This is a genomic window from Pantoea sp. QMID4 (assembly GCF_030270445.1).
Taxonomy (GTDB): Bacteria; Pseudomonadota; Gammaproteobacteria; order Enterobacterales; family Enterobacteriaceae; genus Pantoea; species Pantoea vagans.
Genome location: NZ_BSXL01000009.1, coordinates 24,610 through 48,885, shown reverse-complemented (window position 1 = coordinate 48,885; position 24,276 = coordinate 24,610). Strand labels below are relative to the sequence as shown.

At 56.5% G+C, this 24,276-nt stretch carries 24 protein-coding genes; 17 read left to right on the top strand and 7 right to left on the bottom strand.

Annotated elements, in window-relative coordinates:
• Positions 1-291 (bottom strand): hypothetical protein, encoded by a 291-nt coding sequence (locus tag QSK07_RS19395; RefSeq protein WP_127645034.1) that lies wholly within the window; start codon positions 289-291, stop codon positions 1-3.
• 22 nt (positions 292-313) lie between these two features.
• Between QSK07_RS19395 and QSK07_RS19390 the strand changes: the two genes are divergently transcribed.
• The 10 genes from QSK07_RS19390 (at position 314) to QSK07_RS19350 (ending at position 11,112) form a co-directional block, all read left to right on the top strand.
• Positions 314-2,872 carry a class I adenylate cyclase gene (locus QSK07_RS19390; RefSeq protein ID WP_098051857.1) on the top strand — a complete coding sequence of 853 codons (2,559 nt, stop codon included), beginning with the start codon at positions 314-316 and terminating at the stop codon, positions 2,870-2,872.
• 147 nt (positions 2,873-3,019) lie between these two features.
• Positions 3,020-3,220, top strand: coding sequence for an LPS translocon maturation chaperone LptM (gene lptM / locus QSK07_RS19385; RefSeq protein WP_013359686.1), 201 nt, complete (start codon positions 3,020-3,022; stop codon positions 3,218-3,220).
• Positions 3,221-3,248: 28 nt separating this feature from the next.
• Positions 3,249-4,073 carry a diaminopimelate epimerase gene (gene dapF / locus QSK07_RS19380; protein ID WP_098053106.1) on the top strand — a complete coding sequence of 275 codons (825 nt, stop codon included), beginning with the start codon at positions 3,249-3,251 and terminating at the stop codon, positions 4,071-4,073.
• Positions 4,070-4,774 (top strand): DUF484 domain-containing protein, encoded by a 705-nt coding sequence (locus QSK07_RS19375; RefSeq protein ID WP_098051855.1) that lies wholly within the window; start codon positions 4,070-4,072, stop codon positions 4,772-4,774. The genes dapF and QSK07_RS19375 overlap by 4 nt, the downstream gene beginning before the upstream one ends.
• Positions 4,771-5,676 (top strand): tyrosine recombinase XerC, encoded by a 906-nt coding sequence (gene xerC / locus QSK07_RS19370; RefSeq protein WP_098051854.1) that lies wholly within the window; start codon positions 4,771-4,773, stop codon positions 5,674-5,676. The genes QSK07_RS19375 and xerC overlap by 4 nt, the downstream gene beginning before the upstream one ends.
• On the top strand, positions 5,673-6,389 hold the full coding sequence (yigB, locus tag QSK07_RS19365) for a 5-amino-6-(5-phospho-D-ribitylamino)uracil phosphatase YigB (RefSeq protein WP_275222148.1): 717 nt from the start codon (positions 5,673-5,675) through the stop codon (positions 6,387-6,389). The genes xerC and yigB overlap by 4 nt, the downstream gene beginning before the upstream one ends.
• A gap of 154 nt (positions 6,390-6,543) precedes the next feature.
• Complete coding sequence (gene uvrD, locus QSK07_RS19360) at positions 6,544-8,706, top strand: DNA helicase II (RefSeq protein ID WP_285722420.1); 2,163 nt, start codon at positions 6,544-6,546, stop codon at positions 8,704-8,706.
• A 67-nt stretch (positions 8,707-8,773) separates the two neighbouring features.
• A complete protein-coding gene (gene ysgD, locus QSK07_RS22885; RefSeq protein WP_352230973.1) occupies positions 8,774-8,830 on the top strand; it encodes a YsgD/CorL family protein in 57 nt (18 codons plus the stop codon).
• A gap of 178 nt (positions 8,831-9,008) precedes the next feature.
• Positions 9,009-9,962: a magnesium/cobalt transporter CorA gene (gene corA, locus QSK07_RS19355; RefSeq protein ID WP_013359692.1), complete on the top strand. Its 954-nt coding sequence runs from the start codon at positions 9,009-9,011 to the stop codon at positions 9,960-9,962.
• A 97-nt stretch (positions 9,963-10,059) separates the two neighbouring features.
• Positions 10,060-11,112, top strand: a complete 1,053-nt coding sequence (locus QSK07_RS19350; protein ID WP_285722417.1) for an AbrB family transcriptional regulator — start codon at positions 10,060-10,062, stop codon at positions 11,110-11,112.
• Here QSK07_RS19350 and rarD read toward each other — a convergent pair.
• On the bottom strand, positions 11,083-11,982 hold the full coding sequence (gene rarD, locus QSK07_RS19345) for an EamA family transporter RarD (RefSeq protein WP_285722415.1): 900 nt from the start codon (positions 11,980-11,982) through the stop codon (positions 11,083-11,085). The genes QSK07_RS19350 and rarD overlap by 30 nt on opposite strands.
• Positions 11,983-12,005: 23 nt before the next feature.
• Positions 12,006-12,476 carry a thioesterase family protein gene (locus QSK07_RS19340; RefSeq protein WP_098051849.1) on the bottom strand — a complete coding sequence of 157 codons (471 nt, stop codon included), beginning with the start codon at positions 12,474-12,476 and terminating at the stop codon, positions 12,006-12,008.
• A gap of 194 nt (positions 12,477-12,670) precedes the next feature.
• Between QSK07_RS19340 and pldA the strand changes: the two genes are divergently transcribed.
• The 4 genes from pldA to QSK07_RS19320 all read left to right on the top strand — a co-directional run bounded on the left by pldA (position 12,671) and on the right by QSK07_RS19320 (position 17,060).
• The gene (pldA, locus tag QSK07_RS19335) at positions 12,671-13,549 is read left to right on the top strand and encodes a phospholipase A (RefSeq protein ID WP_285722412.1); all 879 of its coding nucleotides are present in this window, start codon (positions 12,671-12,673) and stop codon (positions 13,547-13,549) included.
• Between the two features lie 24 nt (positions 13,550-13,573).
• Positions 13,574-15,403, top strand: coding sequence for an ATP-dependent DNA helicase RecQ (recQ, locus tag QSK07_RS19330; RefSeq protein WP_098051847.1), 1,830 nt, complete (start codon positions 13,574-13,576; stop codon positions 15,401-15,403).
• 12 nt (positions 15,404-15,415) lie between these two features.
• Positions 15,416-16,039 (top strand): threonine export protein RhtC, encoded by a 624-nt coding sequence (rhtC, locus tag QSK07_RS19325; RefSeq protein ID WP_285722409.1) that lies wholly within the window; start codon positions 15,416-15,418, stop codon positions 16,037-16,039.
• Positions 16,040-16,250: 211 nt separating this feature from the next.
• Positions 16,251-17,060, top strand: a complete 810-nt coding sequence (locus QSK07_RS19320; protein ID WP_285722588.1) for a DUF1460 domain-containing protein — start codon at positions 16,251-16,253, stop codon at positions 17,058-17,060.
• Between the two features lie 45 nt (positions 17,061-17,105).
• Here QSK07_RS19320 and rhtB read toward each other — a convergent pair whose 3' ends face one another.
• The gene (gene rhtB, locus QSK07_RS19315; RefSeq protein WP_010257290.1) at positions 17,106-17,729 is read right to left on the bottom strand and encodes a homoserine/homoserine lactone efflux protein; all 624 of its coding nucleotides are present in this window, start codon (positions 17,727-17,729) and stop codon (positions 17,106-17,108) included.
• 112 nt (positions 17,730-17,841) lie between these two features.
• On the opposite strand from rhtB, the gene pldB reads away from it, so the two are divergent.
• Both pldB and yigL read left to right on the top strand, forming a co-directional pair.
• Positions 17,842-18,834, top strand: a complete 993-nt coding sequence (gene pldB / locus QSK07_RS19310; RefSeq protein WP_285722405.1) for a lysophospholipase L2 — start codon at positions 17,842-17,844, stop codon at positions 18,832-18,834.
• Positions 18,835-18,886: 52 nt separating this feature from the next.
• Positions 18,887-19,687 carry a sugar/pyridoxal phosphate phosphatase YigL gene (gene yigL / locus QSK07_RS19305; RefSeq protein WP_285722587.1) on the top strand — a complete coding sequence of 267 codons (801 nt, stop codon included), beginning with the start codon at positions 18,887-18,889 and terminating at the stop codon, positions 19,685-19,687.
• Positions 19,688-19,735: 48 nt separating this feature from the next.
• Here the strand turns inward: yigL and glpT are convergent, their stop codons facing one another.
• Positions 19,736-21,076, bottom strand: coding sequence for a glycerol-3-phosphate transporter (gene glpT, locus QSK07_RS19300; RefSeq protein WP_033734825.1), 1,341 nt, complete (start codon positions 21,074-21,076; stop codon positions 19,736-19,738).
• Positions 21,077-21,450: 374 nt separating this feature from the next.
• Between glpT and QSK07_RS19295 the strand changes: the two genes are divergently transcribed.
• Positions 21,451-22,314: a carboxylate/amino acid/amine transporter gene (locus tag QSK07_RS19295; protein ID WP_107320144.1), complete on the top strand. Its 864-nt coding sequence runs from the start codon at positions 21,451-21,453 to the stop codon at positions 22,312-22,314.
• A gap of 438 nt (positions 22,315-22,752) precedes the next feature.
• Here the strand turns inward: QSK07_RS19295 and QSK07_RS19290 are convergent, their stop codons facing one another.
• Together QSK07_RS19290 and metR are read right to left on the bottom strand one after the other, a co-directional pair.
• Entirely contained in the window at positions 22,753-23,232 is a 480-nt protein-coding gene (locus QSK07_RS19290) for a YehS family protein (protein WP_013359705.1), read from the bottom strand.
• Positions 23,233-23,315: 83 nt separating this feature from the next.
• Complete coding sequence (gene metR, locus QSK07_RS19285; protein WP_013359706.1) at positions 23,316-24,242, bottom strand: HTH-type transcriptional regulator MetR; 927 nt, start codon at positions 24,240-24,242, stop codon at positions 23,316-23,318.
• Positions 24,243-24,276: the final 34 nt, after the last annotated feature.

The following is a 24,276-nucleotide window of genomic DNA, read 5'->3' as shown; positions in this document are numbered from 1 at the left end:
TTAACCATTTTTATCGTTCACTGAATATCCTATCATCTCTGGGTGAATACTGTCAGTTTCAACGGATTGAAAACGGCCTGTGTACGGTTTCAGGCCCGGTTTATCAAGCCATAGCGTGGCAACCAGTGCCGAAAAGGCGGGAAGCTGGTAAGAACGTGCTAAACTGTTAAGTAGCGCAACTTTCTTTACGGTCAATCTGCCGAGTGATAGATTGATCACGTTTCCAGCAATTATCTGCCCACTTTTTACTTTTAATAAGCGGCAGAGCATGGAAACAGGGTGCTTAAACACTGGGACAATCAGGCGAAACGTCTTGTACCTCTACATTGAGACACTGAAACAGAGACTGGATGCAATCAACCAGCTGCGCGTTGATCGTGCGCTGGCTGCCATGGGACCCGCTTTTCAGCGCGTCTACAGTCTGCTGCCAACCTTATTACATTATCAACATCCGCAGATGCCGGGTTACCTTGAAGGTAGCGTTCCACATGGCATCAGCTTCTTCACGCCTGATGAAAATCAACGCCAGCTGCTGGCCGACCTCACCGGCGACAGCGATCTGCGCCATGCCGATGCGCCGAAAGGCGAAATGCCGATCACCGCTATCTACTCTATGGGCAGCACCTCGTCTGTTGGCCAGAACAGCATCTCGGATCTTGATATCTGGGTCTGCCATCAATCCTGGCTCGATAATGAAGAGCGCCTGAATCTGCAGCGCAAATGCACGCTGTTGCAGAAGTGGTGCGTCTCGATGGGCGTGGAAGTCAGTTTCTTCCTGATTGACGAGAACCGCTTCCGTCACAACGAAAGCGGCAGCCTGGGCGGTGAAGATTGCGGTTCAACCCAGCACATTTTATTGCTGGATGAGTTTTACCGTACCGCGGTTCGTATGGCGGGCAAACGCATCCTGTGGAATATGGTGCCGGGCGAAGAAGAGCATCACTACGACGACTACGTGATGTCGCTGTACGCCAAAGGCGTGCTGACGCCCAACGAGTGGCTTGACCTGGGTGGCCTCGGCACGCTGTCGGCGGAAGAGTATTTCGGTGCCAGCCTGTGGCAGCTCTATAAAAGTATCGACTCGCCCTATAAAGCCGTACTGAAAACGCTGCTGCTCGAAGCCTACAGCTGGGAATACCCGAACACGCAACTGCTGGCGCTGGATATCAAACAGCGCCTGCACGACGGCGAAATCATCTGCTTCGGCCTCGATCCTTATTGCATGATGCTGGAGCGCGTCACGCACTACCTGACCAGCGTTGACGATCAGCCGCGTCTTGACCTGGTGCGTCGCTGCTTCTATCTCAAAGTCTGTGAAAAGCTCAGCACCGACGATCATCAGCAACGCACTGGCTGGCGTCGTGAGATCTTATCGCAGCTGGTGAAAGAGTGGGGCTGGAACGAAGAGAAGATCGCCATTCTGGACAACCGTGCCGGGTGGAAAATCGAGCGGGTGCGCGAAGCCCATAACGAATTGCTGGATGCGATGATGCAGAGTTATCGCAACCTGATCCGCTTTGCCCGTCGCAATAACTTAAGCGTCAGCGCCAGTCCGCAGGATATCGGTGTATTGACCCGTAAACTGTATGCCGCGTTTGAAGCGCTGCCGGGCAAAGTGACGCTGGTGAATCCACAGATTTCTCCCGATCTCTCTGAACCGAATCTGACCTTTATTCATGTACCACCTGGCCGCGCCAACCGTTCCGGCTGGTATCTCTATAACCAGGCACCAGACATGGATTCGATCATCAGCCATCAGCCGCTGGAATATAACCGCTATCTGAACAAGCTGGTGGCGTGGGCGTGGTTTAATGGTCTGCTGACCCGCAAAACCCGGCTGCATATTAAAGGCAATGAGATTTGCGACCTGGCGCGTCTGCAGGAACTGGTCAACGATGTTTCCAGCCACTTCCCGCTGCGTCTGCCAGCACCCACGCCAAAAGCGCTCTACAGCCCGTGCGAAATCCGGCACCTCGCGATCATTGTTAACCTTGAGCACGATCCGACGGCGGCCTTCCGCAATCAGGTGGTGCACTTCGACTTCCGCAAACTGGATGTCTTTAGCTTTGGTCAGCAGCAGCAGTGCCTGATTGGCAGCATCGATCTGCTCTATCGCAACTCCTGGAATGAAGTGCGTACGCTGCACTTCAGCGGGGAACAGGCGATGATTGAAGGGCTGAAAACGATTCTCGGCAAGATGCATCAGGATGCTGCACCGCCGGATACGGTAGAAGTGTTCTGCTACAGCCAGCATCTTCGCGGGCTGATTCGCACGCGCGTCCAGCAGCTGGTCTCTGAATGCATTGAGCTGCGCCTCTCCAGCACGCGTCAGGAGCCGGGCCGATTTAAAGCGCTGCGCATGGCCGGTCAGACCTGGGGACTGTTCTTCGAGCGCATGAGCGTCTCGGTGCAGAAGCTGGAAAATGCCGTAGAATTTTATGGCGCGATTTCCAATAACAAGCTGCATGGGTTGTCGATCAAAGTCGAAACGAATCAGACGCCGCTGCCACCGGTGGTGAACGGCTATGCCAGCGAAGGCATCATTCAGTTCTTCTTTGAAAACACCACGGATGAGCGCGGCTTCAACATCTATATCCTCGATGAGAGCAATCGGGTTGAGGTTTATCATCACTGTGAAGGCAGCAAAGAGGAGCTGGTGCGCGACGTCAGCCGCTTCTACTCCTCGTCACACGATCGCTTTACCTATGGTTCGAGCTTTATCAACTTCAACCTGCCGCAGTTCTACCAGATTGTGAACACCGGTGAGCGATTCCAGGTGATCCCGTTCCGGAGTCAGACGCTTACGCAGCTCTGTACAACACAGCCTGACAACGACAACAGCGACTATCAACCGCGCTATCAGGTGCATTGATGCTGACGGGCTGCCTGCGCTATGCAGGTGGCCGCTATCTTCCTGGCCTGTCACCCGGTTCACGCTATTTGCGGGGATTTCCTGTTGCTTTTCCACCTTCAACTGCGATGATAAGCATCCAGGTAAAGGACATTAAGAGCATAAAGAATGAAGAAAGTAATAAGCCTGTTGGCCATGACACTGGCAGTAATCAGCCTTGCAGGTTGTGGTCTGAAAGGACCGCTCTACTTCCCGCCGAAGGACCAGCCGAAGAAACAACAAGCCCCAACCGAACGCCAGAAAGCGGATGCCACTAAAGCCGATGTCGGCGGGCTGGTGACCGGCAATTCAGGCGTAAAAGCGAACTAATCTGATGGCTTATCCGGCGGAGCAAAAAATGCAGTTCTCCAAAATGCACGGTCTCGGCAACGATTTTATGGTTGTAGATGCGGTGACACAAAACGTCTTCTTTTCGCCGGAGTTGATCCGCCGGCTGGCCGATCGTCATCTGGGGATCGGTTTTGATCAGCTGCTGATTGTTGAACCGCCCTACGATCCCGATCTCGATTTTCACTATCGCATTTTCAACGCTGACGGCAGCGAAGTCGCCCAGTGCGGTAACGGTGCGCGCTGTTTTGCCCGCTTTGTTCAGCTGAAAGGGCTGACCAACAAAAGCGATATCCGGGTCAGTACCCAGAATGGTCGCATGGTGTTAACCGTGACGCCTGATGACCACGTGCGCGTGAATATGGGCGAGCCCAACTTTGAGCCACAGCAGGTGCCGTTCCGCGCCAATAAAGCCGAAAATCTCTATCTGCTGCGCGTGGCCGAGCAGACGGTGATGCTGGGTGCGGTGTCGATGGGAAATCCCCACTGCGTCATTCAGGTGGAAAGCGTTAGAACCGCGCAGGTTGAACTGCTTGGCCCGATTCTGGAGAGTCATGAGCGCTTTCCGGATCGCGTCAATGTTGGTTTTATGGAGATCATTAATCCCGAACATATCCGACTGCGCGTCTACGAACGCGGAGCGGGGGAAACGCAGGCGTGCGGCAGCGGCGCCTGTGCTGCCGTTGCATGCGGCATTCAGCAGGGCATTCTGGCACCGAAAGTGCGTGTCGATCTGCCTGGCGGGACGCTGCATATCTCCTGGAAAGGCGCCGGTCAGCCGCTTTATATGACCGGGCCTGCGACACACGTCTACGATGGGTTTATTCATCTATGAAAAATATCGAAGAGCAGGCTGACAGTACGGTTCTGCTGGACGATCAGGCCGTCAGTGATTATCTGCGGCAGAATCCCGATTTCTTTATCCGCAATGCCCGCGAAGTTGAACAGATGGCGGTGCCGCATCCGGTGCGCGGCAGCGTATCACTGGTCGAGTGGCATATGGCGCGGCAACGCAACCACATTCAGCGGCTGGAAGAAGAGATCACACTGCTGATGGAGCAGGCCAGCGCGAACCATGAGCTGTTTGACCGTCTGCTGTCGCTGGAAAGTCATCTGGCCGCGGCTGATTCGCTGCAGGATATGCTCAACCGTCTGCATCGCTGGGCACGTGAGCTGGGCCTGGCGGGCGCCAATGTGCGGCTGTTCAGCGACAAATGGCTGCTGGGTGCCCCCTCCGATTTCTTCCAGCTGAGCCTGTCGCGTCAGGCGTTTGAGCCGCTGCGTATTCAGCGTTTCGGCAACCAGCACCACTATCTCGGTAATATCAATGGGCCGGAACTGCTGCTGCTGCTGCCACAGGCCAAAGCAATTGGCTCGGTGGCGATGTCGCTGATGGGCGAAGAGGGCGATCTCGGCGTGCTGGTATTCAGCAGCCGTGACAGCCAGCACTATCAGTCGGGCATGGGGACGTTGCTGTTGCAGCACCTGTCACAGATGATGCCTGGCCTGCTTTCCCGCTGGGTTGAGCGCGCATGAGCAGCGGACTGCAGGAGGCCGTAGACGGATTTCTGCGCTACCTGAAAGTGGAGCGCCAGCTCAGTCCATTAACCCAGAGCAGCTATGCGCGCCAGCTTGTCGCGCTGGTGGCGATTGCGGATGAGATGAAGCTTGGCAGCTGGGCACAGCTGGAACCGGCGCAGGTGCGCAGTATGGCGGCACGCAGCCGTCGCGCCGGACTCTCAGCCAGCAGCCTTGCGCTGCGCCTCTCTGCCCTGCGCAGTTTTCTCGACTGGCAGGTGAGCCAGGGTTTTCTCTCCGCCAATCCGGCCAAAGGGGTAATGACGCCACGTAAAGCGCGCCATCTGCCTAAAAATATCGATGTGGATGAAGTGAATCAGCTGCTGGAGATCGACCTTAACGATCCGCTGGCGGTGCGCGATCGCGCGATGCTGGAAGTGATGTATGGCGGCGGTCTGCGTCTCTCCGAGCTGGTGAATATGGATTGCCGCCACGTCGACCTCGATTCCGGCGAAGTGTGGGTCGTGGGTAAGGGCAGCAAAGAGCGCCGGGTGCCGATTGGCCGCACGGCGGTCACCTGGATCCAGCACTGGCTGCCGCTGCGTGAAACCTTTGGCGGCCAGGATGATGCGCTGTTCCTGTCGACGCGCGGCAACCGCATATCGCCACGTAACGTGCAGAAACGCTTTGCCGAGTGGGGCATCAGGCAGGGTGTGGCGAGCCATATCCATCCGCATAAGCTGCGGCACTCTTTTGCCACGCATCTGCTGGAATCCAGCGGCGACCTGCGCGCCGTGCAGGAGTTGCTGGGCCATGCGAACCTCTCGACGACCCAGATCTACACCCATCTCGACTTCCAGCATCTGGCTTCGGTGTATGACGCTGCGCATCCCCGCGCCAAACGAGGAAAGAACGAATGAAGTTTTATCGTCCGCTATCGGCCATTAAAGCCATGACCTTCGACCTTGATGACACGCTCTACGATAACTACCCGGTGATCCGTCGCACCACGCTGGAGTCTCACGCCGCTTTGCAGGCTTTTCATCCGGCGCTGCGTCACTTCACGCCGCAGGATTATCAGCAGCTGCGCGATCAACTGCTGCAGCGCGAGCCTGATATCTATCATGATGTTTCGGAGTGGCGACGCCGTTCGGTAGAGCTGGCGATGCTCAATATCGGCCTCTCTGCTGCGGAAGCCACCGCGGGCGCCACAGAGGTGATGGCGGTATTCCATCAATGGCGGAGTCAGGTCGAGATGCCGGATGAGACGCATCAGACGCTGAAGGCGCTGGCGGAAAAAATCCCGCTGGTGGCGGTCACCAACGGCAACGCCTGCCCGGAAAAAATGGGCATTGCGAAATACTTTCAGTTCACGCTGCGGGCCGGACCCGACGGGCGCGCCAAGCCGTGGCAGGATATGTATCAGCTTGCCGCGCAACGCCTTGATATCGCGCCACAACACATTCTGCATGTGGGCGACGACCTGACTACTGATGTCGCCGGCTCACTGCGCTGTGGCATGCAGGCCTGCTGGATTAACCTGCGGCAGGGCAGCCTGATGCATATCCCGGATGCGCGCCTGTTGCCGCATGTCGAAATTTCGCGGTTGGCATCACTCACCTCACTGCTATAATGGCTGTAAATTTATCCAGTCGTCTCCCTTTTTTCTGCCAGGCCGCTGTGCTTTATCCGGCGTCCGTGACGCAGCCTGACTGGCCGCGACAATGCCTTACGGCAGGCGCAGTAAACAGCGCGGCGACGGCGTTTTTCTCTGGTAAACGGTGCTTATGGACGTTTCTGAACTGCTCGACGGTTTGAATGACAATCAGCGCGCGGCCGTTGCGGCTCCGCGCAGTAACCTGCTGGTGCTGGCAGGCGCGGGCAGTGGTAAAACGCGGGTGCTGGTGCATCGCATCGCGTGGCTGATGTCAGTAGAGAACTGCTCACCCTATTCGATTATGGCGGTGACGTTTACTAACAAAGCGGCAGCAGAGATGCGTCACCGTATCGAACATCTGATCGGCACCAGTCAGGGCGGGATGTGGATCGGAACTTTCCACGGTCTGGCGCACCGCTTACTGCGTGCCCACCATCTTGACGCCGGTCTGCCGCAGGATTTTCAGATCCTCGACAGCGAAGACCAGCTGCGTCTGCTCAAGCGCCTGATCAAATCGATGAACCTTGATGACAAGCAGTGGCCTGCGCGCCAGGGCATGTGGTACATCAACGGCAAAAAAGATGAAGGCCTGCGGCCAAAGCACATTGAAAGTTATGGCAATCCGATTGAGCAGACCTGGCTGCGCATCTATCAGGCCTATCAGGAAGCCTGTGACCGTGCCGGTTTAGTCGACTTCGCCGAGCTGTTGCTGCGCGCCCATGAACTCTGGCTCAACAAGCCGCACATCCTGAATCACTACCGCGAACGCTTTACCAACGTGCTGGTGGATGAGTTTCAGGATACCAACAACATTCAGTACGCCTGGATTCGGATGCTGGCGGGCGACAGCGGCCGGGTGATCATCGTGGGCGATGATGACCAGTCGATCTACGGCTGGCGCGGTGCACAGGTCGAGAATATTCAGCGCTTCCTGCAGGATTTTCCTGGTGCAGAAACGATCCGTCTGGAGCAGAACTACCGCTCAACCAATAACATCCTGAAAGCGGCCAACGCCCTGATCGCCAACAACAATGGCCGTCTGGGTAAAGAGCTCTGGACCGAAGGCAGCGATGGCGAACCGATCGCTATCTACTGCGCCTTTAATGAGCTGGATGAAGCGCGCTTTGTGGTCAACCGCATCAAGGTCTGGATGGAGAACGGCGGTGCGCTTAACGACTGCGCCATTCTCTATCGCAGTAACGCCCAGTCGCGCGTGCTGGAAGAGGCGCTGCTGCAGAGCAGCATGCCTTACCGTATATATGGCGGCATGCGCTTCTTTGAACGCCAGGAGATCAAAGATGCGCTCTCCTACCTGCGTCTGATGGCGAACCGCAATGACGACGCCGCCTTTGAACGCGTGGTGAATACCCCGACCCGTGGTGTGGGCGATCGCACGCTCGACGTGGTGCGTCAGACGGCGCGTGAACGTCAGATGACGTTGTGGCAGGCCACGCGCGAACTGCTGCAAAGTCGCGCTCTGGCGGGCCGCGCCGCGTCTGCGCTGCAACGCTTCTGTGAGCTGGTCGATTCACTGGCTACCGAAACCGCCGAATTACCGCTGCATGTTCAGACCGATCGGGTTATCAAAGACTCAGGCCTGTGGCTGATGTATGAGCAGGAAAAAGGCGAAAAGGGTCAGGCGCGTATCGAAAACCTTGAGGAGCTGGTGACGGCAACCCGTCAGTTCAGCTATCAGGATGAAGATGAAGATCTGATGCCGCTGCAGGCCTTCTTATCTCATGCGGCGCTGGAAGCGGGCGAAGGTCAGGCGGACAAATGGCAGGATGCGGTTCAGCTGATGACGCTGCACTCGGCCAAAGGGCTGGAGTTCAGTCAGGTCTTTATCGTCGGTATGGAAGAGGGGATGTTCCCAAGCCAGATGTCACTGGATGAAGGTGGCCGGCTGGAAGAGGAGCGTCGTCTGGCGTATGTCGGTGTGACCCGCGCGATGCTTAAGCTGACGCTGACCTACGCTGAAACCCGCCGACTCTATGGTAAGGAAGTGTATCACCGGCCTTCCCGTTTTATCGGCGAACTGCCCGAGACCTGCATTGAAGAAGTGCGTCTGCGCGCCAGCGTCAGCCGTCCGGTCAGCCATCAGCGGATGGGTGCGCCGGTGACCAAAAATGACAGTGGATTCGCGCTGGGCCAGCGTGTTCATCATGCAAAATTTGGCGAAGGCACCATCATTAATCTGGAAGGCAGCGGTGAGCACAGCCGCCTGCAGGTGGCGTTCCAGGGGCAGGGAATCAAGTGGCTGGTGGCGGCTTACGCGAAGCTGGAAACGCTTTAGCGCGCGGTTGACGGCTTTTTCGTCTCAGCGTAACATGCGCCCACTATTATCATGAGAGGACAATGCCTTGGACACGCCCAGTCGATGCTGGCTCAATGACCTGGATATCAGGCATAACATCTAAGGCTACCTCTTTACGCGGGTAGCCTTAGCGGTTATCAGCGACCTCCCTTTTTGATTCCGTCGCGCGAGTCAGCACTGATTTATCTTTGAAACTCTGTTTCCGTGTTCAGGCTGCCTGTTCCTTTTAAAGGAACGGCGGACCGCTTTGTCCCATTTAGTCTGCAATGGGGAGTATTGCTATGCTGAGCGCATTTAAACTGGATCACAGCCGCCTGACGCGACTGGAGCTGGAAGACGAAAACGACAAACTGACCACCTCCGTCTGGGTCGATCTGATCGAGCCGGAAGAGGGCGAACGTGACCGGGTGCAAACCGAGCTGGGCCAGAGCCTGGCAACGCGGCCAGAGCTGGAAGATATCGAGGCCTCGGCACGCTTCTTCGAAGATGAAGATGGTCTGCATATCCACTCCTTCTTCTTCTATGAAGATGCTGACGATCACGCCGGTAACTCCACCGTGGCGTTCACCATTCGTGAAGGCCGCCTCTACACGCTGCGTGAACGTGAACTGCCCGCTTTCCGCCTCTATCGTATGCGTGCCCGTAACCAGACCCTGATCGACGGCAACGCCTTTGAGCTGCTGCTGGACCTGTTTGAAACTAAAATCGAACAGCTGGCGGATGAAATCGAGAACATCTACAGCGCGCTGGAGAAACTCAGCCGGGTAATTATGGAAGGTCAGCAGGGCGAAGAGTACGATCAGGCGCTATCGCGGCTCGCAGAACTGGAAGATATCGGCTGGAAGGTACGTCTCTGCCTGATGGATACCCAGCGCGCGCTGAACTTCCTGGTGCGTAAAGCGCGGTTGCCGGGCAATCAGCTGGAGCAGGCGCGGGAAATTCTGCGCGATATCGAATCGCTGCTGCCGCATAACGAATCACTGTTCCAGAAGGTCAACTTCCTGATGCAGGCGGCGATGGGCTTTATCAACATCGAACAGAACCGCATCATCAAGATCTTCTCGGTGGTCTCCGTGGTGTTTCTGCCGCCGACGCTGGTCGCTTCCAGCTACGGGATGAACTTCGAGTTTATGCCGGAACTGAAGTGGAGCTTTGGTTATCCCGCGGCTATCGGCCTGATGATTCTGGCTGGACTGGCGCCTTATCTCTACTTCAAGCGTAAAAACTGGCTTTAAAACACGCGCGGGTCATCTCAGATGGCCCGTTCTGCTGGCTCCCGTTCCCATTTCTGCGTACTCTGACCCTCCTGTTTTTACAAATAATTAACTTCTTATGGATGCTTTTTCGTTGCGTACGCAGTGGACGCTGCTGCTGCTGATCTCCGTGTTACTGGGTGCGGTGCTGCACTATTTTCATGTACCCGCCGCGCTGTTACTGGGACCGATGATGGTGGGTGTGGTGATGGGCCTGTCGGGTGCCACACTGCGGATTGATAAACGGTTCTTCCTGCTTGCCCAGGCGGTACTGGGTTGCATGATTGCCCAGAGCCTCTCGCCTTCGATTCTGACACCGCTGATTCAGGAGTGGCCGATCGTGCTGGCGGTGCTGCTGCTGACGCTGGCGGCCAGCGGCCTGTCCGGCTTTCTGCTGGTGCGCTTCAGCCATCTGCCTGGTCCGACCGGCGCCTGGGGCTCGTCGCCGGGCGGTGCTTCGGCCATGGTGGCGATGGCGGGTGACTTCGGCGCTGATGTACGGCTGGTGGCGTTTATGCAGTATCTGCGGGTGCTGTTTGTCGCCTCGGCGGCCGCGCTGGTCGCGCGTATCGGGCTGGGCGATGAAGCGCACAGCATCTCGCTGCTCTGGTTTCCCACGCTGAATTATGGCTTTGCGATTACGCTGGTGGTGATGCTGACGGGCGCGTGGCTGGGCACACGACTGCGCATCCCCTCTGGCGCATTACTGCTGCCCGCGCTGGCGGGTGCGGTACTGAACAGCAGCGAAATCGCAGTGTTACAGGTGCCGGAATGGCTGCTGGCCCTGGCTTATGCGCTGATTGGCTGGAGCGTGGGTTTACGTTTTACCCGCCCGATTTTTCTGCTGGCACTGCGCACGCTGCCGCAGATGCTGGCCTCAATCTTCGGGCTGATGCTGTTGTGTGGCGGGCTGGCGTGGATACTGACGCGCATGATGGATATCGATCTGATGACGGCCTATCTCGCCACCAGCCCAGGCGGACTGGACACGGTGGCGATTATTGCTGCGGGAACCCAGGTCAACATGGCATTTGTAATGGCAATGCAGACGTTGCGTCTCTTTACCATCCTGCTGACCGGCCCGGCTTTAGCGCGCTTTATTTCACGCTATGCGCGCGCGGGAACGGAATGAAAACGCCACCGCATCGCAGACAAACACCAGCAGCGCCAGCCAGATGAAGCCGAAGGTCACCATCTTGTCTGGCGTGATAGTTTCACCGTAAAACACCACCGCCAGCACAAACATCAGCGTCGGGCCGAGGTACTGGAAGAAACCGACCGTGGAGAGGCGCAGCCGGCTGCAGGCCGCCGCAAACAGCATCAGTGGAATGGTGGTCACAATACCTGCTGCAATCAGTTTCAGGTTGAGACTCAGCGGGTTAGCCGATAAATGACTGGTGGCGCTGTTGGCAAAGCCAAACAGATAAATAGCTGCCAGCGGAAACAGCCACAGGGTCTCAATCAGCATGCCGCTCTGTGCATCGACCTGGATCTTTTTGCGCATCAGACCATAAATGGCAAAGCTCAGGGCCAGGCCGAGTGCGATAATCGGCAACGATCCAAACTGCCATAGCTGTACCAGCACGCCGACGGTTGCCAGCAGCACGGCCAGCCATTGCAGACGGCGAAAACGTTCGCGCAGAAACAGCATGCCGAACACCACGTTGATCAGCGGGTTAATAAAGTAACCCAGACTGGCTTCCAGCATATGCTGATTGTTAACCGCCCAGATAAACAGCAGCCAGTTGCCGCCAATCGTCAGCGCCGTAATCGCCAGCAGCAGCACTTTTTTAGGCTGGCGCAATACGCTGCGAACGCCGGGCCAGCTCCGGCTCAGGGTAATCAGCAACAGCATAAAAAGTGCCGACCAAATCACCCGGTGCGTCATGATTTCTGTGGCGGGAACCTGTTTGACCAGCTTGAAATAGGCGGGCGCAATGCCCCAGATAAAGTAGGCGCCCAGTGCAAAGCCAATGCCCTGGCGGGTTTGTTGCGTATCCATATGCGATCCATTCAGTGGCGTGGTTAGCCGATAAGATAGGTGGCGGTAGCCGTGGCGATATAATCACCCTGTTGATTGTGCAGTTCCACGCGCGCCACGGCGACTTTGTTACCGGCCCGCAGCAGGCTGCTGGTGGCGGTGAAGCGCTCGCCGCGTCCGGGACGCAGATAGTCAACGCGCATGTCGATGGTACCCATGCGGGACAGACGCTGGCGCAGATCCGCTTCGCTGATGCTCTCCTGACGGGCTAACGCATTGCTGACGCAGACCATGCCCGCGGCCACATCGAGGACTGACGCGATAACACCACCGTGCAGAATCTGCTGCGCCTGATTGCCCACCAGCATGGATTTATTATTGAAGCTGATTTCAGCGTAGTCTGCGTCAAGACGCATCAGCTCCAGGCCTAACGCCTGATTAAACGGCATGTGATAAACAAAAATTTCGCCGACCAGCTGGCGAGCGTCCTGCGGTGTCAGCACGGGTGATGACATGATGATATGTCCTGAAAAAATCGGGCCAGAGGGGCGCGCAACATGAATGAGTTGTGTATTCTATGCCGCCTGCGAGGGTGTTTCCAGTTTAAGAAATCAGCACTCATGCTCACTGCCATTTGCGTGTAGAATGGCCTGCTTTTTACAACACCCTTTCAGTTATTCTGATACGCAGCTGCTCACCGGAGAATTTTATGCGTAAGCATCGCGCCTTGCTGGCGGCAATGTTGATATTTCCTGTACTGGCGCAGGCGGATGAAGCCCGGATTAAAGAGGTTCATGACGCGCCACAGGTTCAGGGCAGCATTATTGCTAACCTGCTGGAGAAGCATGATAACCCGTTTGTTCTCTATCCTTACGAGAACAACTATCTGCTCTACACCTATACCAGCGACCTCAATAAAGAGGCGATCTCCTCCTATAACTGGGGTGAAAACGCTCGCAAAGATGAAGTGAAATTCCAGCTCAGCCTGGCGTTTCCGCTGTGGCGCGGTATTCTGGGCGACAACTCGGTGCTGGCAGCCTCTTATACCCAGCGTTCCTGGTGGCAGCTGTCGAATAGTGCTGAGTCATCACCTTTCCGTGAGACCAACTATGAGCCACAGATTTTTCTCGGCTGGGCGACCGACTACTCGCTGGGTGACTGGACGCTGCGTGATATTGAACTGGGTCTGAATCACCAATCTAACGGACGAAGTGACCCGACCTCACGCAGCTGGAACCGTGTCTATGCGCGTCTGATGGCGGAGAACGGTAACTTCCTGGCGGAAATTAAACCCTGGTATCGCATCCCTGAAGGAGCGAGCAGCGATGATAATCCCGACATCACCAAATATATGGGTTACTACCGCACCCGGCTGGGCTATAAGTTCGGCGACAGTATCTTCAGCGTAGAGGGCAACTATAACTGGAACAGCGGTTATGGCGGCGCGACAATGGGCTGGAGCTACCCTATCAGCGAGCACGTCCGCTTCTATACTCAGGTGTTTAGCGGCTACGGTGAATCACTGATCGATTACAACCATCGCCAGACGCGTCTGGGTGTGGGTGTAACGCTTAACGACTTGTTCTAATCCCTAACGTAAGACAGGAATCGCGTGGCAACCTCGGCAGTTCTTAATCAGGAAGCGCTGGCTCAGCAGGTATTGCAGGATACCTTCGGCTACCAGCAGTTTCGTCCCGGTCAGCAGACGATCATTAATCAGGCGCTGAGCGGACGCGACTGTCTGGTGGTGATGCCCACCGGCGGCGGTAAATCGCTCTGTTATCAGATCCCGGCGCTGGTGCGCGAAGGGCTGACACTGGTGGTATCGCCGCTGATCTCACTGATGAAAGATCAGGTCGATCAGCTGCTGGCGAACGGCGTGGCGGCAGCCTGTCTCAACTCCACCATGACGCGCGATCAGCAGCAGACGGTGATGGCTGACTGCCGTACCGGCCGGGTTAAGCTGCTCTACATCGCGCCTGAACGCCTGATGATGGATAACTTCCTGGACAGTCTGGCGCACTGGCAACCGGCGATGCTGGCGGTAGATGAGGCGCACTGTATTTCACAGTGGGGCCACGATTTCCGTCCGGAATATGGTGCACTCGGGAAGATGCGTCAGCGCTTCCCGGAATTACCGGTCATGGCATTGACGGCAACTGCGGACGAAACCACCCGCAACGACATCGTTAACCTGCTGCACATGCAGGATCCGCTGATTCAGATCAGCAGCTTTGACCGCCCCAATATTCGCTACACGCTGGTGGAAAAATTCAAACCCACCGATCAGCTGCTGCGCTACGTTCAGGATCAGCGCGGCAAATGCGGCATTATCTACTGCAACAGCCGGGCGAAGGTGGAAGACACCGCCGCGCGACTGCAAAGCCGGGGTTTCAGTGTCGGGGCGTATCATGCCGGCATCGACAGCGAACAACGTGCCCGCGTGCAGGAAGCGTTCCAGCGTGACGATCTGCAAATCGTAGTGGCGACCGTGGCTTTTGGCATGGGCATCAACAAGCCCAACGTCCGTTTTGTGGTCCACTTCGATATTCCGCGCAACATCGAGTCCTACTATCAGGAAACCGGGCGAGCCGGACGTGATGGTCTGCCCGCCGAAGCGATGATGCTCTACGATCCAGCCGATATGGCCTGGCTGCGTAAATGCCTGGAAGAGAAAGTGCCGGGGCCCTTGCAGGATATTGAGCGCCACAAGCTCAACGCCATGGGCGCGTTTGCTGAAGCGCAGACCTGCCGCCGCCTGGTGCTGCTGAATTACTTTGGCGAGGGTCGCCAGCAGCCGTGCGACAACTGCGATATCTGTCTTGATCCGCCGAAACGGTATGACGGGCTGGTTGAAGCGCAAAAAGCGCTCTCCGGCATTTATCGCGTGGGCCAGCGGTTCGGTATGGGCTATATCGTTGAGGTGCTGCGCGGGTCCAACAACCAGCGCATCCGTGAACAGGGTCATGACAAGCTGCCGGTTTATGGACTGGGCAAAGATCAGAGCCACGAACACTGGGTCAGCGTGTTACGTCAGTTAATCCATCTGGGGCTGGTGACGCAGAACATCGCTATGCACTCGGCACTGCAACTGACCGAAGCAGCGCGGCCGGTGCTGCGCGGTGAAGTGCCACTGATGCTGGCAGTGCCGCGTTTAATCACCGCGAAAACAAAGAGCAGTGGTCCGGCGAAGTTTCACGGTGGCAACTACGATCGCAAACTGTTCGCTAAGCTGCGTAAGCTGCGAAAAGCGATTGCCGACGAAGAGAATATTCCACCTTATGTGGTGTTTAATGACGCCACACTGATAGAGATGGCAGAACAGATGCCGGTCAGCGCATCCGGGATGCTTAGCGTCAACGGCGTGGGTCACCGCAAACTGGAGCGCTTTGGCAAACCCTTCCTGGTGATGATCAAAGAGCATCTTGATGATGAAGAGTAAAGGACACGAATCATGCTGATGTTATTCGCAACCGTGGCGCTGGTACATCTGGTGGCGCTGATGAGCCCCGGTCCCGATTTCTTTTTCGTGTCACAGACTGCCGCCAGCCGTTCGCGTAAAGAGGCGATGATGGGTGTGCTGGGCATTACCCTGGGTATCGTGGTCTGGGCAGGCGTGGCGCTGATGGGTCTGCATCTGATCCTGGAAAAAATGGCCTGGCTGCATCAGATTATTATGGTCGGTGGTGGCCTCTATCTGCTCTGGATGGGCTGGCAGCTGATGCGCTCAGCGCGTCAGCGTCATAAACAGCCGCAGCAGGATGAACCGGTGGTAGAGCTGCCGAAACGCGGCATGAGCTTTCTTAAGGGCCTGCTGACCAACCTGTCGAATCCTAAAGCGATTATCTACTTCGGCAGCGTCTTCTCGCTATTTGTGGGTGACGATGTTGGCTCAGCAGAGCGCTGGGGTCTGTTCCTGCTGATTGTTGGTGAAACCTTTGCGTGGTTTACGCTGGTGGCGGCTATCTTTGCGCTGCCATGGATCCGCGCGAAGTATCAGCGGCTGGCGAAGTGGGTGGATGGTATGGCTGGCGTGCTGTTCGCCGGTTTTGGTATCCACCTGATTATATCGTGTTAAGCCCTCATGCCGGAGAGCGCGCTGCGCATCCGGCAGTCATTTCACCTCCTGTTGCCTCTTTCTGAACTTCACCTGAGTGAGGGCTACCAAAATCCAGGCCTGCTGACGTCTTTCTGCTGTCATCGCTGACAAACAGTCACCCTTCGTTAATTAATGAAACCCTCACCTCCGGTATGGTCGTATCGACGGACTATTTTTCATGGAGAGGATGATGCGAGTAAAACCCCTTTTACTATTGTTTATCGCGGCCTGTATCAGCGCCTGCGCTTCCCCTGATGCTGCCCATAATCGCGTCTCTGAAACGGCAGAAGTAGATAGCGTGTCGGCTATCCTGTCGCAGGCACGCCCGGCGTCAGAGCAGCCGCAGGGCGAAAGGATTAGCCAGATTTCCGCCGCGTTTCTCGGGACACCTTACCAGGCGCATACGCTGATCGGCTCGCCTGATATCCCGGAAGCGCTGATGATCAATTTCAACGGGGTGGATTGTTTCACACTGCTTGATTATGTCCAGGCGCTGAGCCGCAGCCACGACCGCGCCAGTTTTGAGGCTAACCTGATTCGGACCCGCTACGCTGGCGGTGAGGTCAGCTTTCTGAAGCGTCGCCACTTCTTTTCCGACTGGTTCGCTGAGAACCCGCGCAATGCCGATGATGTCACCGGCACCCTCAGCCCGGATGCGGTGACGGTAGTGAAGCAGCTCAATCATCAGGCTCGTGGAAAAGAACAGGTGCCCGGTCTGGGTATCATTCCTCGCCGCGTCACCTACATTCCGGCCCGGGCGATCACACCAACGGTGCTGGCGCAGATCCAGGCCGGCGATTACATCGGGGTTTACACCCCCGCGCAGGGGCTGGATGTCACGCATGCCGGAATAGCCGTCCGGCATGATGGCCGGTTATGGTTCAGGAACGCCTCATCGCTGCCCGTTAATCGCAGGGTTGTCGATACGCCGTTCAGGGAATATATGCAGTCGAAGCCGGGCATCATTGTGTTGCGAGCGGTGCCACTGACTGCGCCGTAGCAGCGGTAAGAAAGAAATTGCGCGCCGGACTCGGCGCGTCAGGCATTAAGCGATTTTTCTGGCGCTGGCCAGCAGCGCGCCCACCGCCATAAACAGCCCACCGAAAATGCGGTTCATTAACTTCATCTGCTTTGGCCCTTTAATCCAGCCAGCAATGCGCGTTGCCAGCGTGGCGTAGCCAATCATCACGATGATATCGACCACTACCGTGGTCACACCCAGCACCAGATACTGCATAAACAGCGGCTGATGTGGCTGGATAAACTGCGGGAACAGCGCCGCCAGAAAAACGATACTTTTCGGGTTGGTAAGGTTAACCAGCACGGCACGTTTGAACAGGCGACGACGCGGCATCGCTCTGGCGACCGCATCCAGATCGATGCCGCCCGCTGAGCGCCACTGCTGAATACCCAGCCAGACCAGATAGGCTGCACCGGCCCATTTCAGAATTTCAAACGCCAGCAGCGACTGCGAAAACAGCGCGCCCAGACCGATACCGACCAGCACGATATGCAACGCCAGGCCGACCTGCAGACCAGAGATAGAGGCCACCGTGCCGCGATAGCCGTGGCTGATACCGGTACTCATGGTATTGATTGCGCCGGAACCCGGCGACAGGCTGAGAATTGTGGTGGTAAGCAGGTAGGTCAGCCACCATTCGATGGTCATGGGTCAGGCTCTCTTTAGTCGCGGATTTGTGACACAATACGCCAGAAATAAGCGCGGCGCTACGGCCCGCGCAGGGCGTTAAGGACTCTGTATCCGGTCATCAGGAGGGCGAATGAATCAACATAGAGCCAGCTGGCTGCGGCGGGAAAAAGCCTTTGCTGCCTTCGCCACCGGGCCGCTGCTCGATTTCTGGCACCGTCGTGAGGAGCTTGAGTTTACCGGCGTCGGCAATCTGACGTTGCGTTATGTTCGCTTCACATCGCCGCAACACAAGCGTGTGATCCTGATTGTGCCGGGACGCATCGAGAGTTACATAAAATATCCTGAGCTGGCGTACGATCTGTTTCACTGCGGATTTGATGTGGTGATCCTGGACCATCGCGGTCAGGGGCGCTCCGATAGGCTGCTGGAAGATTCACACCGCGGTCACGTGGCAGAATTCACGCATTACGTTGACGATCTTGAAACGCTCTATCTGAAAGAGATCGTCAGCGGTCATTACCAGCAGCGCTATGCGCTGGCTCACTCGATGGGTGGCGCCATCTTAACGCTGTTTCTGGCGCGTCAGCCACAGGCGTTTCATGCTGTCGCGCTGGTGGCACCGATGTTTGGCATCGCCTTACCGTTGCCCTCGTTTCTGGCTCATCGTATCCTGGACTGGGCAGAGAAACGTCCAGCCTTACGCGATGGCTATGCGCTCGGCACCGGACGCTGGCGCGCGCATCCGTTTGGCATTAACCGGCTGACCCATAGCGCCGAACGTTACCGGCGTAACCTGCGTTTTTATGCGGACGATCCGGCGATTCGTGTGGGCGGACCGACCTACCATTGGGTACGCGAAGGCATCCATGCGGGGCGCAACATCATCAGTCAGGTTGATAAGATCACTACGCCGCTGCTGCTGTTACAGGCCAGCGACGATCGGGTGGTCGACAACCGTTCGCAGGACCTGTTTTGTGCCGCGATGGCGGCGGCGGGTCATCTGTGTGAAGGTAATCAGCCACGGGTGATCGACGGCGCGCGTCACGAGATCCTGTTTGAAAAAGATGAGATGCGTGCCGAAGCACTCAATGCAGTGGTCGACTTTTTTTCATCGCACCACTGACGTTATTTATCCGACCGGTAAAAACCGGCAGAACCAGATACCCGAGGTTTACATGTATCACATCGTTGCATCCGATCTGGATGGCACGCTGCTTTCTCCCGAACATCGCCTGACCCCTTTTGCACGTGAAACGCTGCAGCTGCTGGTCGCTAAGGATATTCACTTTGTCTTCGCCACCGGTCGTCATCATATCGATGTCGGACAGATGCGCGATAGCCTGGCAATTCCGGCCTATATGATCACCTCGAATGGCGCGCGCGTGCACAATGCAGAGGGCGAGCTGGTGTTCAGCCATAATCTGGATGAGGATATCGCCAGCGATCTGTTTGGCCTGCAGTATCATCACAGCGATATTCTGACGCACGTTTACCGCGACGATGAGTGGTTTGTCAGCCGTTCAAGCCCGGCTGAGCAGGACTATTTCCGCGAGTCGGTTTTCAACTATCAGGTCTACGAGCCAGGTCTGCTGCCAACCAGCAACATCAGCAAGGTCTTCTTCACCTGCGAAAACCCTGAGCATCTAATCCCGATGGAGCAGGCGATTGAAGCGCGCTGGGGCGATCGGGTTAACGTCAGTTTCTCGCTGCCAACCTGTCTGGAAGTGATGGCGGGCGGCGTGTCGAAAGGACATGCGCTGGAAGCGGTCGCGAAAACGCTGGGTCATTCGCTGGAGAGCTGCATTGCCTTTGGCGACGGTATGAATGATGTGGAGATGCTGAGCATGGCGGGTAAAGGCTATCTTATGCAGAACGCCCATCAGCGCTTAAAAGATACGCTGCCGGAGCTGGATGTGATTGGTTCGAATGCCGATGATGCGGTGCCGCAGACACTGCGCACGCTCTATCTTGCTTAAACAGCCCGCGTTAAAAAGGACCGGATAACCGGTCCTTTTTTATTACCCTCAGGCGAGAGTCTTTTTGTGTTTGTGTTCGCTGACCATGGTCAGTAACAGCAGAATCACCGCCAGCACACAGCCCGCAATCATCACCATAAAGCCGCCGTCCCAGCCGAAATAATCGACGGTGTAACCGACAATGGCGCTGGCCGCGACCGAGCCACCCAGGTAACCAAACAGGCCGGTAAAGCCCGCTGCCGTTCCTGCTGCTTTTTTCGGTGCCAGCTCCAGCGCATGCAGACCAATCAGCATCACCGGACCGTAGATCAGGAAGCCAATCACGATCATGCAGGCCATGTCGACGCCAGGATTGCCCGCCGGGTTGAGCCAGTAGATCACGGTCGCAATGGTCACCAGCGTCATAAAGAATACGCCGGTTGCACCGCGATTACCCCGGAACACTTTGTCCGACATCCAGCCACACAGCAGCGTGCCTGGAATCCCCGCATACTCATACAGGAAGTAGGCCCACGACGATTTATCCAGCGTGAAATGTTTGACTTCGCGCAGATAGGTGGGTGACCAGTCGAGGATGCCGTAGCGCAGCAGATAGACAAAAACGTTGGCCAGCGCGATGTACCACAGCAGCTTGTTTGGCAACACATACTTCATGAAGATCTGTTTTGCCGTCAGCTCCTCTTCGTGGCTGGCATCGTAGTCGGGCGGGTAGTCGTTTTTGTACTCTTCAATCGGTGGCAGGCCACAGGATTGCGGCGTGTCACGCATCAGCGCAAAGGCAATAATCGCAATAGCAATGGCACCAAACGCGGGCATATAGAGTGCCGCTTTCCAGTCGTTGAACCACGCCATGCCGAGCAGGAAGAGCAGTGGCGGAATACCACCGCCCACGTTATGCGCACAGTTCCAGACCGAAACGATCCTGCCGCGCTCCTTCTGCGACCACCAGTGAACCATGGTGCGCCCACAGGGTGGCCAGCCCATGCCCTGGAACCAGCCGCAGATAAACAGCAGTACGAACATCACCATGATGCTGGAGGTCGCCCAGGGGACGAATCCCATGATCAGCATCACTGCTGCGGCCAGAATCAGACCGGCTGGTAAGAAGACGCGCGGGTTTGATCGGTCAGAGACCGAGCCCATGATGAATTTTGAAAAGCCGTAGGCAATGGAGATGCCGGACAGGGCAAACCCGAGATCGCCACGTGAAAAACCCTGCTCGACCAGATAGGGCATGGCGAGTGCGAAGTTTTTTCTGACCAGGTAGTAGGCAGCATAACCAAAGAAGATCCCGATGAAAATTTGCCAGCGCAGACGACGGTAGAGCGGATCAACGTGATCCGCCGCCACCTGCGGCTGACGTGGTGCAGGTTTAAAAATGCTCAGCATCAGTGAGGCCCTCCAGGGCACATTATGGTTTTTCATTCCCGGCAGGCAGGAGCAGGAAAGTGCAGAACAAAATGGATGCAGAATGTTCCATTTCGCGCAAAGAATAGTGTTAGTTGCGCAACGTTACTGTGATGAATGACACATTTGTTACAGTTTTATTACAGTCAGGAGCGGAAGTGATCATCTGATGGATCATTTCGCGCATTTTATCTGGCTGAAAACCTATTCTGTCGATTGATATGTCAGGAAGTGTAAGCAGGCTATCCGGTCGGCTTTTTGATCGCCTGGTTTATAATCAGATGTCAACCAGATTTCACAGCCTGACGGCGGCACATTGTTTACACTGTCGGCCTGTTAATTTCGGGGTCGTTGCCGTGTTTTTATTGATTATTACCACCATTCTGTGGGCCTTTTCGTTCAGCCTGATTGGCGAATACCTCGCCGGGCAGGTGGATAGCTGGTTCTCTGTGCTGATGCGGCTGGCGCTGGCTGCGCTGGTATTTTTGCCTTTCCTGCGCTGGCGGGGTTATCGCCCTTCAACGCTACTGCTGTATATGCTGGTGGGGATGCTGCAACTGGGCGTGATGTATCTGTTGAGCTTCGAAGCCTATCTCTACCTTAGCGTGTCAGAATTCCTGCTGTTTACGGTGATGACGCCGCTCTATGTGACGCTGATTTACGATCTGATCAGCCGTCGTCCGCTGCGCATCGGCTATATCTTCAGTGCGTTACTGGCGGTAGCCGGTGCGGCCATTATTCGTTATGACAAAGTCAGCGATCATTTCTGGTTTGGTCTGCTGTTAGTACAGCTGGCTAACATCTGCTTTGCGGCAGGTATGGTGGGTTATAAGCGTCTGCAGGAGACCCGTCCCATGCCGCAGCACACGGCCTTCTCCTGGTTCTATCTGGGGGCGGTGTTGATTGCCGTGATCGCCTGGTGCGCCTGGGGCAACCCACAGAAGTTACCGACCACCTCATTACAGTGGGGCATTCTGGTGTGGCTGGGCGTTGCGGCTTCCGGTCTCGGCTATTTTATGTGGAACTACGGGGCGACGCAGGTCGATGCCGGTACGCTGGGCATCATGAATAACATGCACGTCCCTGCCGGGCTGCTGGTGAATCTGGCTATCTGGCAGCAGAAACCGCACTGGCCGAGCTTTATTGCGGGCGCGCTGGTGATCATCGCCTCGCTGTGGGTACATAAGCGCTGGGTAGTGGGGCGGGGTGACCGGTCATAAGGTGAAAGGGGTGCGCTGCCACAGACCATAAACAGGCTTTGAAAAGTGGCTGTTGAATGGGTGCCGTCTCCCGGGCTGGGGCGTCCGATCGCGAAGGAATCTCACCTCCCTGTCGATCGGCCGGGCCATCCCTGGCCCGGACGCTTCGCACTTCTGACGCGCCAGCCCATGAGGTGCGACAGCCTCATCGCTGTTAAATGCGTGGCTCAGCGCGAGCATGAAGGAGGGAATGGCGGGCTGAGAAGTAAAGCGTCCGCCGCATGGCTGGCCCGGTGCTGCTCTTGTCAAAGCCCTGATGAAGCGGGAGGGAAGGGGTGGCGCAGCTGAGGAGCAAAGCGTCAGAGCCAAGGATGGCGAGGCCGTACTGCATGGATGCAGGCTTTCTTTGCGATCAGATGCGCCACCTCTGACCACGCAGGGGTCAGAAGCGATCAGAAATTAAGCTGGCTTCTCACTCTTAGGACGCTGAATCATCGCCAGCCCTTTCAGGAAGTTACGCAGAATCTGATCGCCGCACTCGCGATAGTTTTTATGATCGGGCTTGCGGAAAATCGCGCCGACTTCCGCCTGCGAAACGGTAAAGTTTACGCGTTTGAGCACGTCAGGGATGTCGGTGGTTTTTAAATCGAAAGCGATACGCAGTTTTTTCATGAAGATGTTGTTAGTCATTTTGCGTTCAATCGACGGTGCAGGCGCATCTTCACTCTTGCCGCGACGGTAAAAGATCAGGCCATTCAGGAAATAACCCATCAGCACATCGGGGCAGGGACGGAACGCTGCATCGTCATCTTTTTTCAGCCACGCCTGAATATCTGTCTGCGGCACGTCACATTCTGCCAGCGCAAAAATCTCCACCATTTTGGCATCGCTCAGGTTGAGCATGTAGCGCACGCTGCGCAGAATATCATTGTTAGTCATGGTGAGATCTTCTCATGGTCAGTCGACAGGCTGCGCATTATAGGGGATTTTGCCCGCGTTCGCGCAGGTTTGTGCTGGCCGGATTACCGTTGCAACACCGTACCGGGCAGTGCGGCGTCGCGTACAAATGGCAGATGCTCACAGGCGTGCTGACGGGCAAAACGGATAAACGCCTCCAGCACCGGCTGACGCTGCTCACCTTCACGCACGGCGGCATAAAGACGGCTCCACAGACCCTCACCCAGCGTGCGTGTGACGACCAGACCCTGCTTCTCAAAACTCTCCACCACCCAGTGCGGCAGTGCGGCAATCCCCATCCGTGCCGACACCATCTGAATCATCAGCAGGGTGTTGTCCACACTTTTCAGGGCCGGACTGACGCCAGCGGGCTGCAGGAAGTGACGCCAGATATCCAGACGCTGACGCTGCACCGGATAGATCATCAGCACTTCATCGGCTAAATCCTCCGGCGAAATCTGCTCAACCTGCGCCAGCGGGTGATCCGTCGCCAGCACCAGCCGCACTTCATAATCAAACATCGGCGAGTAGAACAGGCCCGAGCGCGCCAGAATGTCGGAGGTCAGCACCACATCCAGCTCACCCTGTTGCAGAGCAGGCTGGGGATCAAAGGTCACACCCGATTTAAAATCCATCACCACCTGCGGCCAGCTTTGCCGGAATTTATCCAGCGCGGGCGTCAGCCACTGAATACAGCTGTGACACTCAATCGCTACCCGCAGCGTGGTCTGATGCGGCTCATGGCAAGCCTGCAACGCCTGCTGAATCTGCGGCAGCACCTGTTCCGCCAGCTGCAGCAGAATATCGCCCTGCGGCGTAAAGCGCAGTGGCTGACTTTTACGAACGAACAGACGGAATCCCAGCCGCTGCTCCAGATCGCTGAACTGGTGAGACAACGCCGATTGCGTCTGATGAAGCTGGGCCGCCGCCGCCGCCAGCGATCCGGTATTGCGCAGAGCCTGAAGCGTCCGCAGGTGCTTGAGTTCGATCATGAGAGTCCTTCACATCGAAAATGAACATATTGCG

Bases quoted from the DNA above. Each gene is read 5' to 3' on its own strand.
- corA (WP_013359692.1), top strand. From the start codon at position 9,009: ATGCTGAGCGCATTTAAACTGGATCACAGCCGCCTGACGCGACTGGAG.
- dapF (WP_098053106.1), top strand. From the start codon at position 3,249: ATGCAGTTCTCCAAAATGCACGGTCTCGGCAACGATTTTATGGTTGTA.
- pldA (WP_285722412.1), top strand. From the start codon at position 12,671: ATGCGTAAGCATCGCGCCTTGCTGGCGGCAATGTTGATATTTCCTGTA.
- QSK07_RS19350 (WP_285722417.1), top strand. From the start codon at position 10,060: ATGGATGCTTTTTCGTTGCGTACGCAGTGGACGCTGCTGCTGCTGATC.
- QSK07_RS19290 (WP_013359705.1), bottom strand. From the start codon at position 23,232: ATGACTAACAATGATATTCTGCGCAGCGTGCGCTACATGCTCAACCTG.
- yigB (WP_275222148.1), top strand. From the start codon at position 5,673: ATGAAGTTTTATCGTCCGCTATCGGCCATTAAAGCCATGACCTTCGAC.
- QSK07_RS19340 (WP_098051849.1), bottom strand. From the start codon at position 12,476: ATGTCATCACCCGTGCTGACACCGCAGGACGCTCGCCAGCTGGTCGGC.
- pldB (WP_285722405.1), top strand. From the start codon at position 17,842: ATGAATCAACATAGAGCCAGCTGGCTGCGGCGGGAAAAAGCCTTTGCT.
- uvrD (WP_285722420.1), top strand. From the start codon at position 6,544: ATGGACGTTTCTGAACTGCTCGACGGTTTGAATGACAATCAGCGCGCG.
- glpT (WP_033734825.1), bottom strand. From the start codon at position 21,076: ATGCTGAGCATTTTTAAACCTGCACCACGTCAGCCGCAGGTGGCGGCG.
- QSK07_RS19375 (WP_098051855.1), top strand. From the start codon at position 4,070: ATGAAAAATATCGAAGAGCAGGCTGACAGTACGGTTCTGCTGGACGAT.
- yigL (WP_285722587.1), top strand. From the start codon at position 18,887: ATGTATCACATCGTTGCATCCGATCTGGATGGCACGCTGCTTTCTCCC.
- xerC (WP_098051854.1), top strand. From the start codon at position 4,771: ATGAGCAGCGGACTGCAGGAGGCCGTAGACGGATTTCTGCGCTACCTG.
- metR (WP_013359706.1), bottom strand. From the start codon at position 24,242: ATGATCGAACTCAAGCACCTGCGGACGCTTCAGGCTCTGCGCAATACC.
- QSK07_RS19320 (WP_285722588.1), top strand. From the start codon at position 16,251: ATGCGAGTAAAACCCCTTTTACTATTGTTTATCGCGGCCTGTATCAGC.
- lptM (WP_013359686.1), top strand. From the start codon at position 3,020: ATGAAGAAAGTAATAAGCCTGTTGGCCATGACACTGGCAGTAATCAGC.
- rhtC (WP_285722409.1), top strand. From the start codon at position 15,416: ATGCTGATGTTATTCGCAACCGTGGCGCTGGTACATCTGGTGGCGCTG.
- rhtB (WP_010257290.1), bottom strand. From the start codon at position 17,729: ATGACCATCGAATGGTGGCTGACCTACCTGCTTACCACCACAATTCTC.
- rarD (WP_285722415.1), bottom strand. From the start codon at position 11,982: ATGGATACGCAACAAACCCGCCAGGGCATTGGCTTTGCACTGGGCGCC.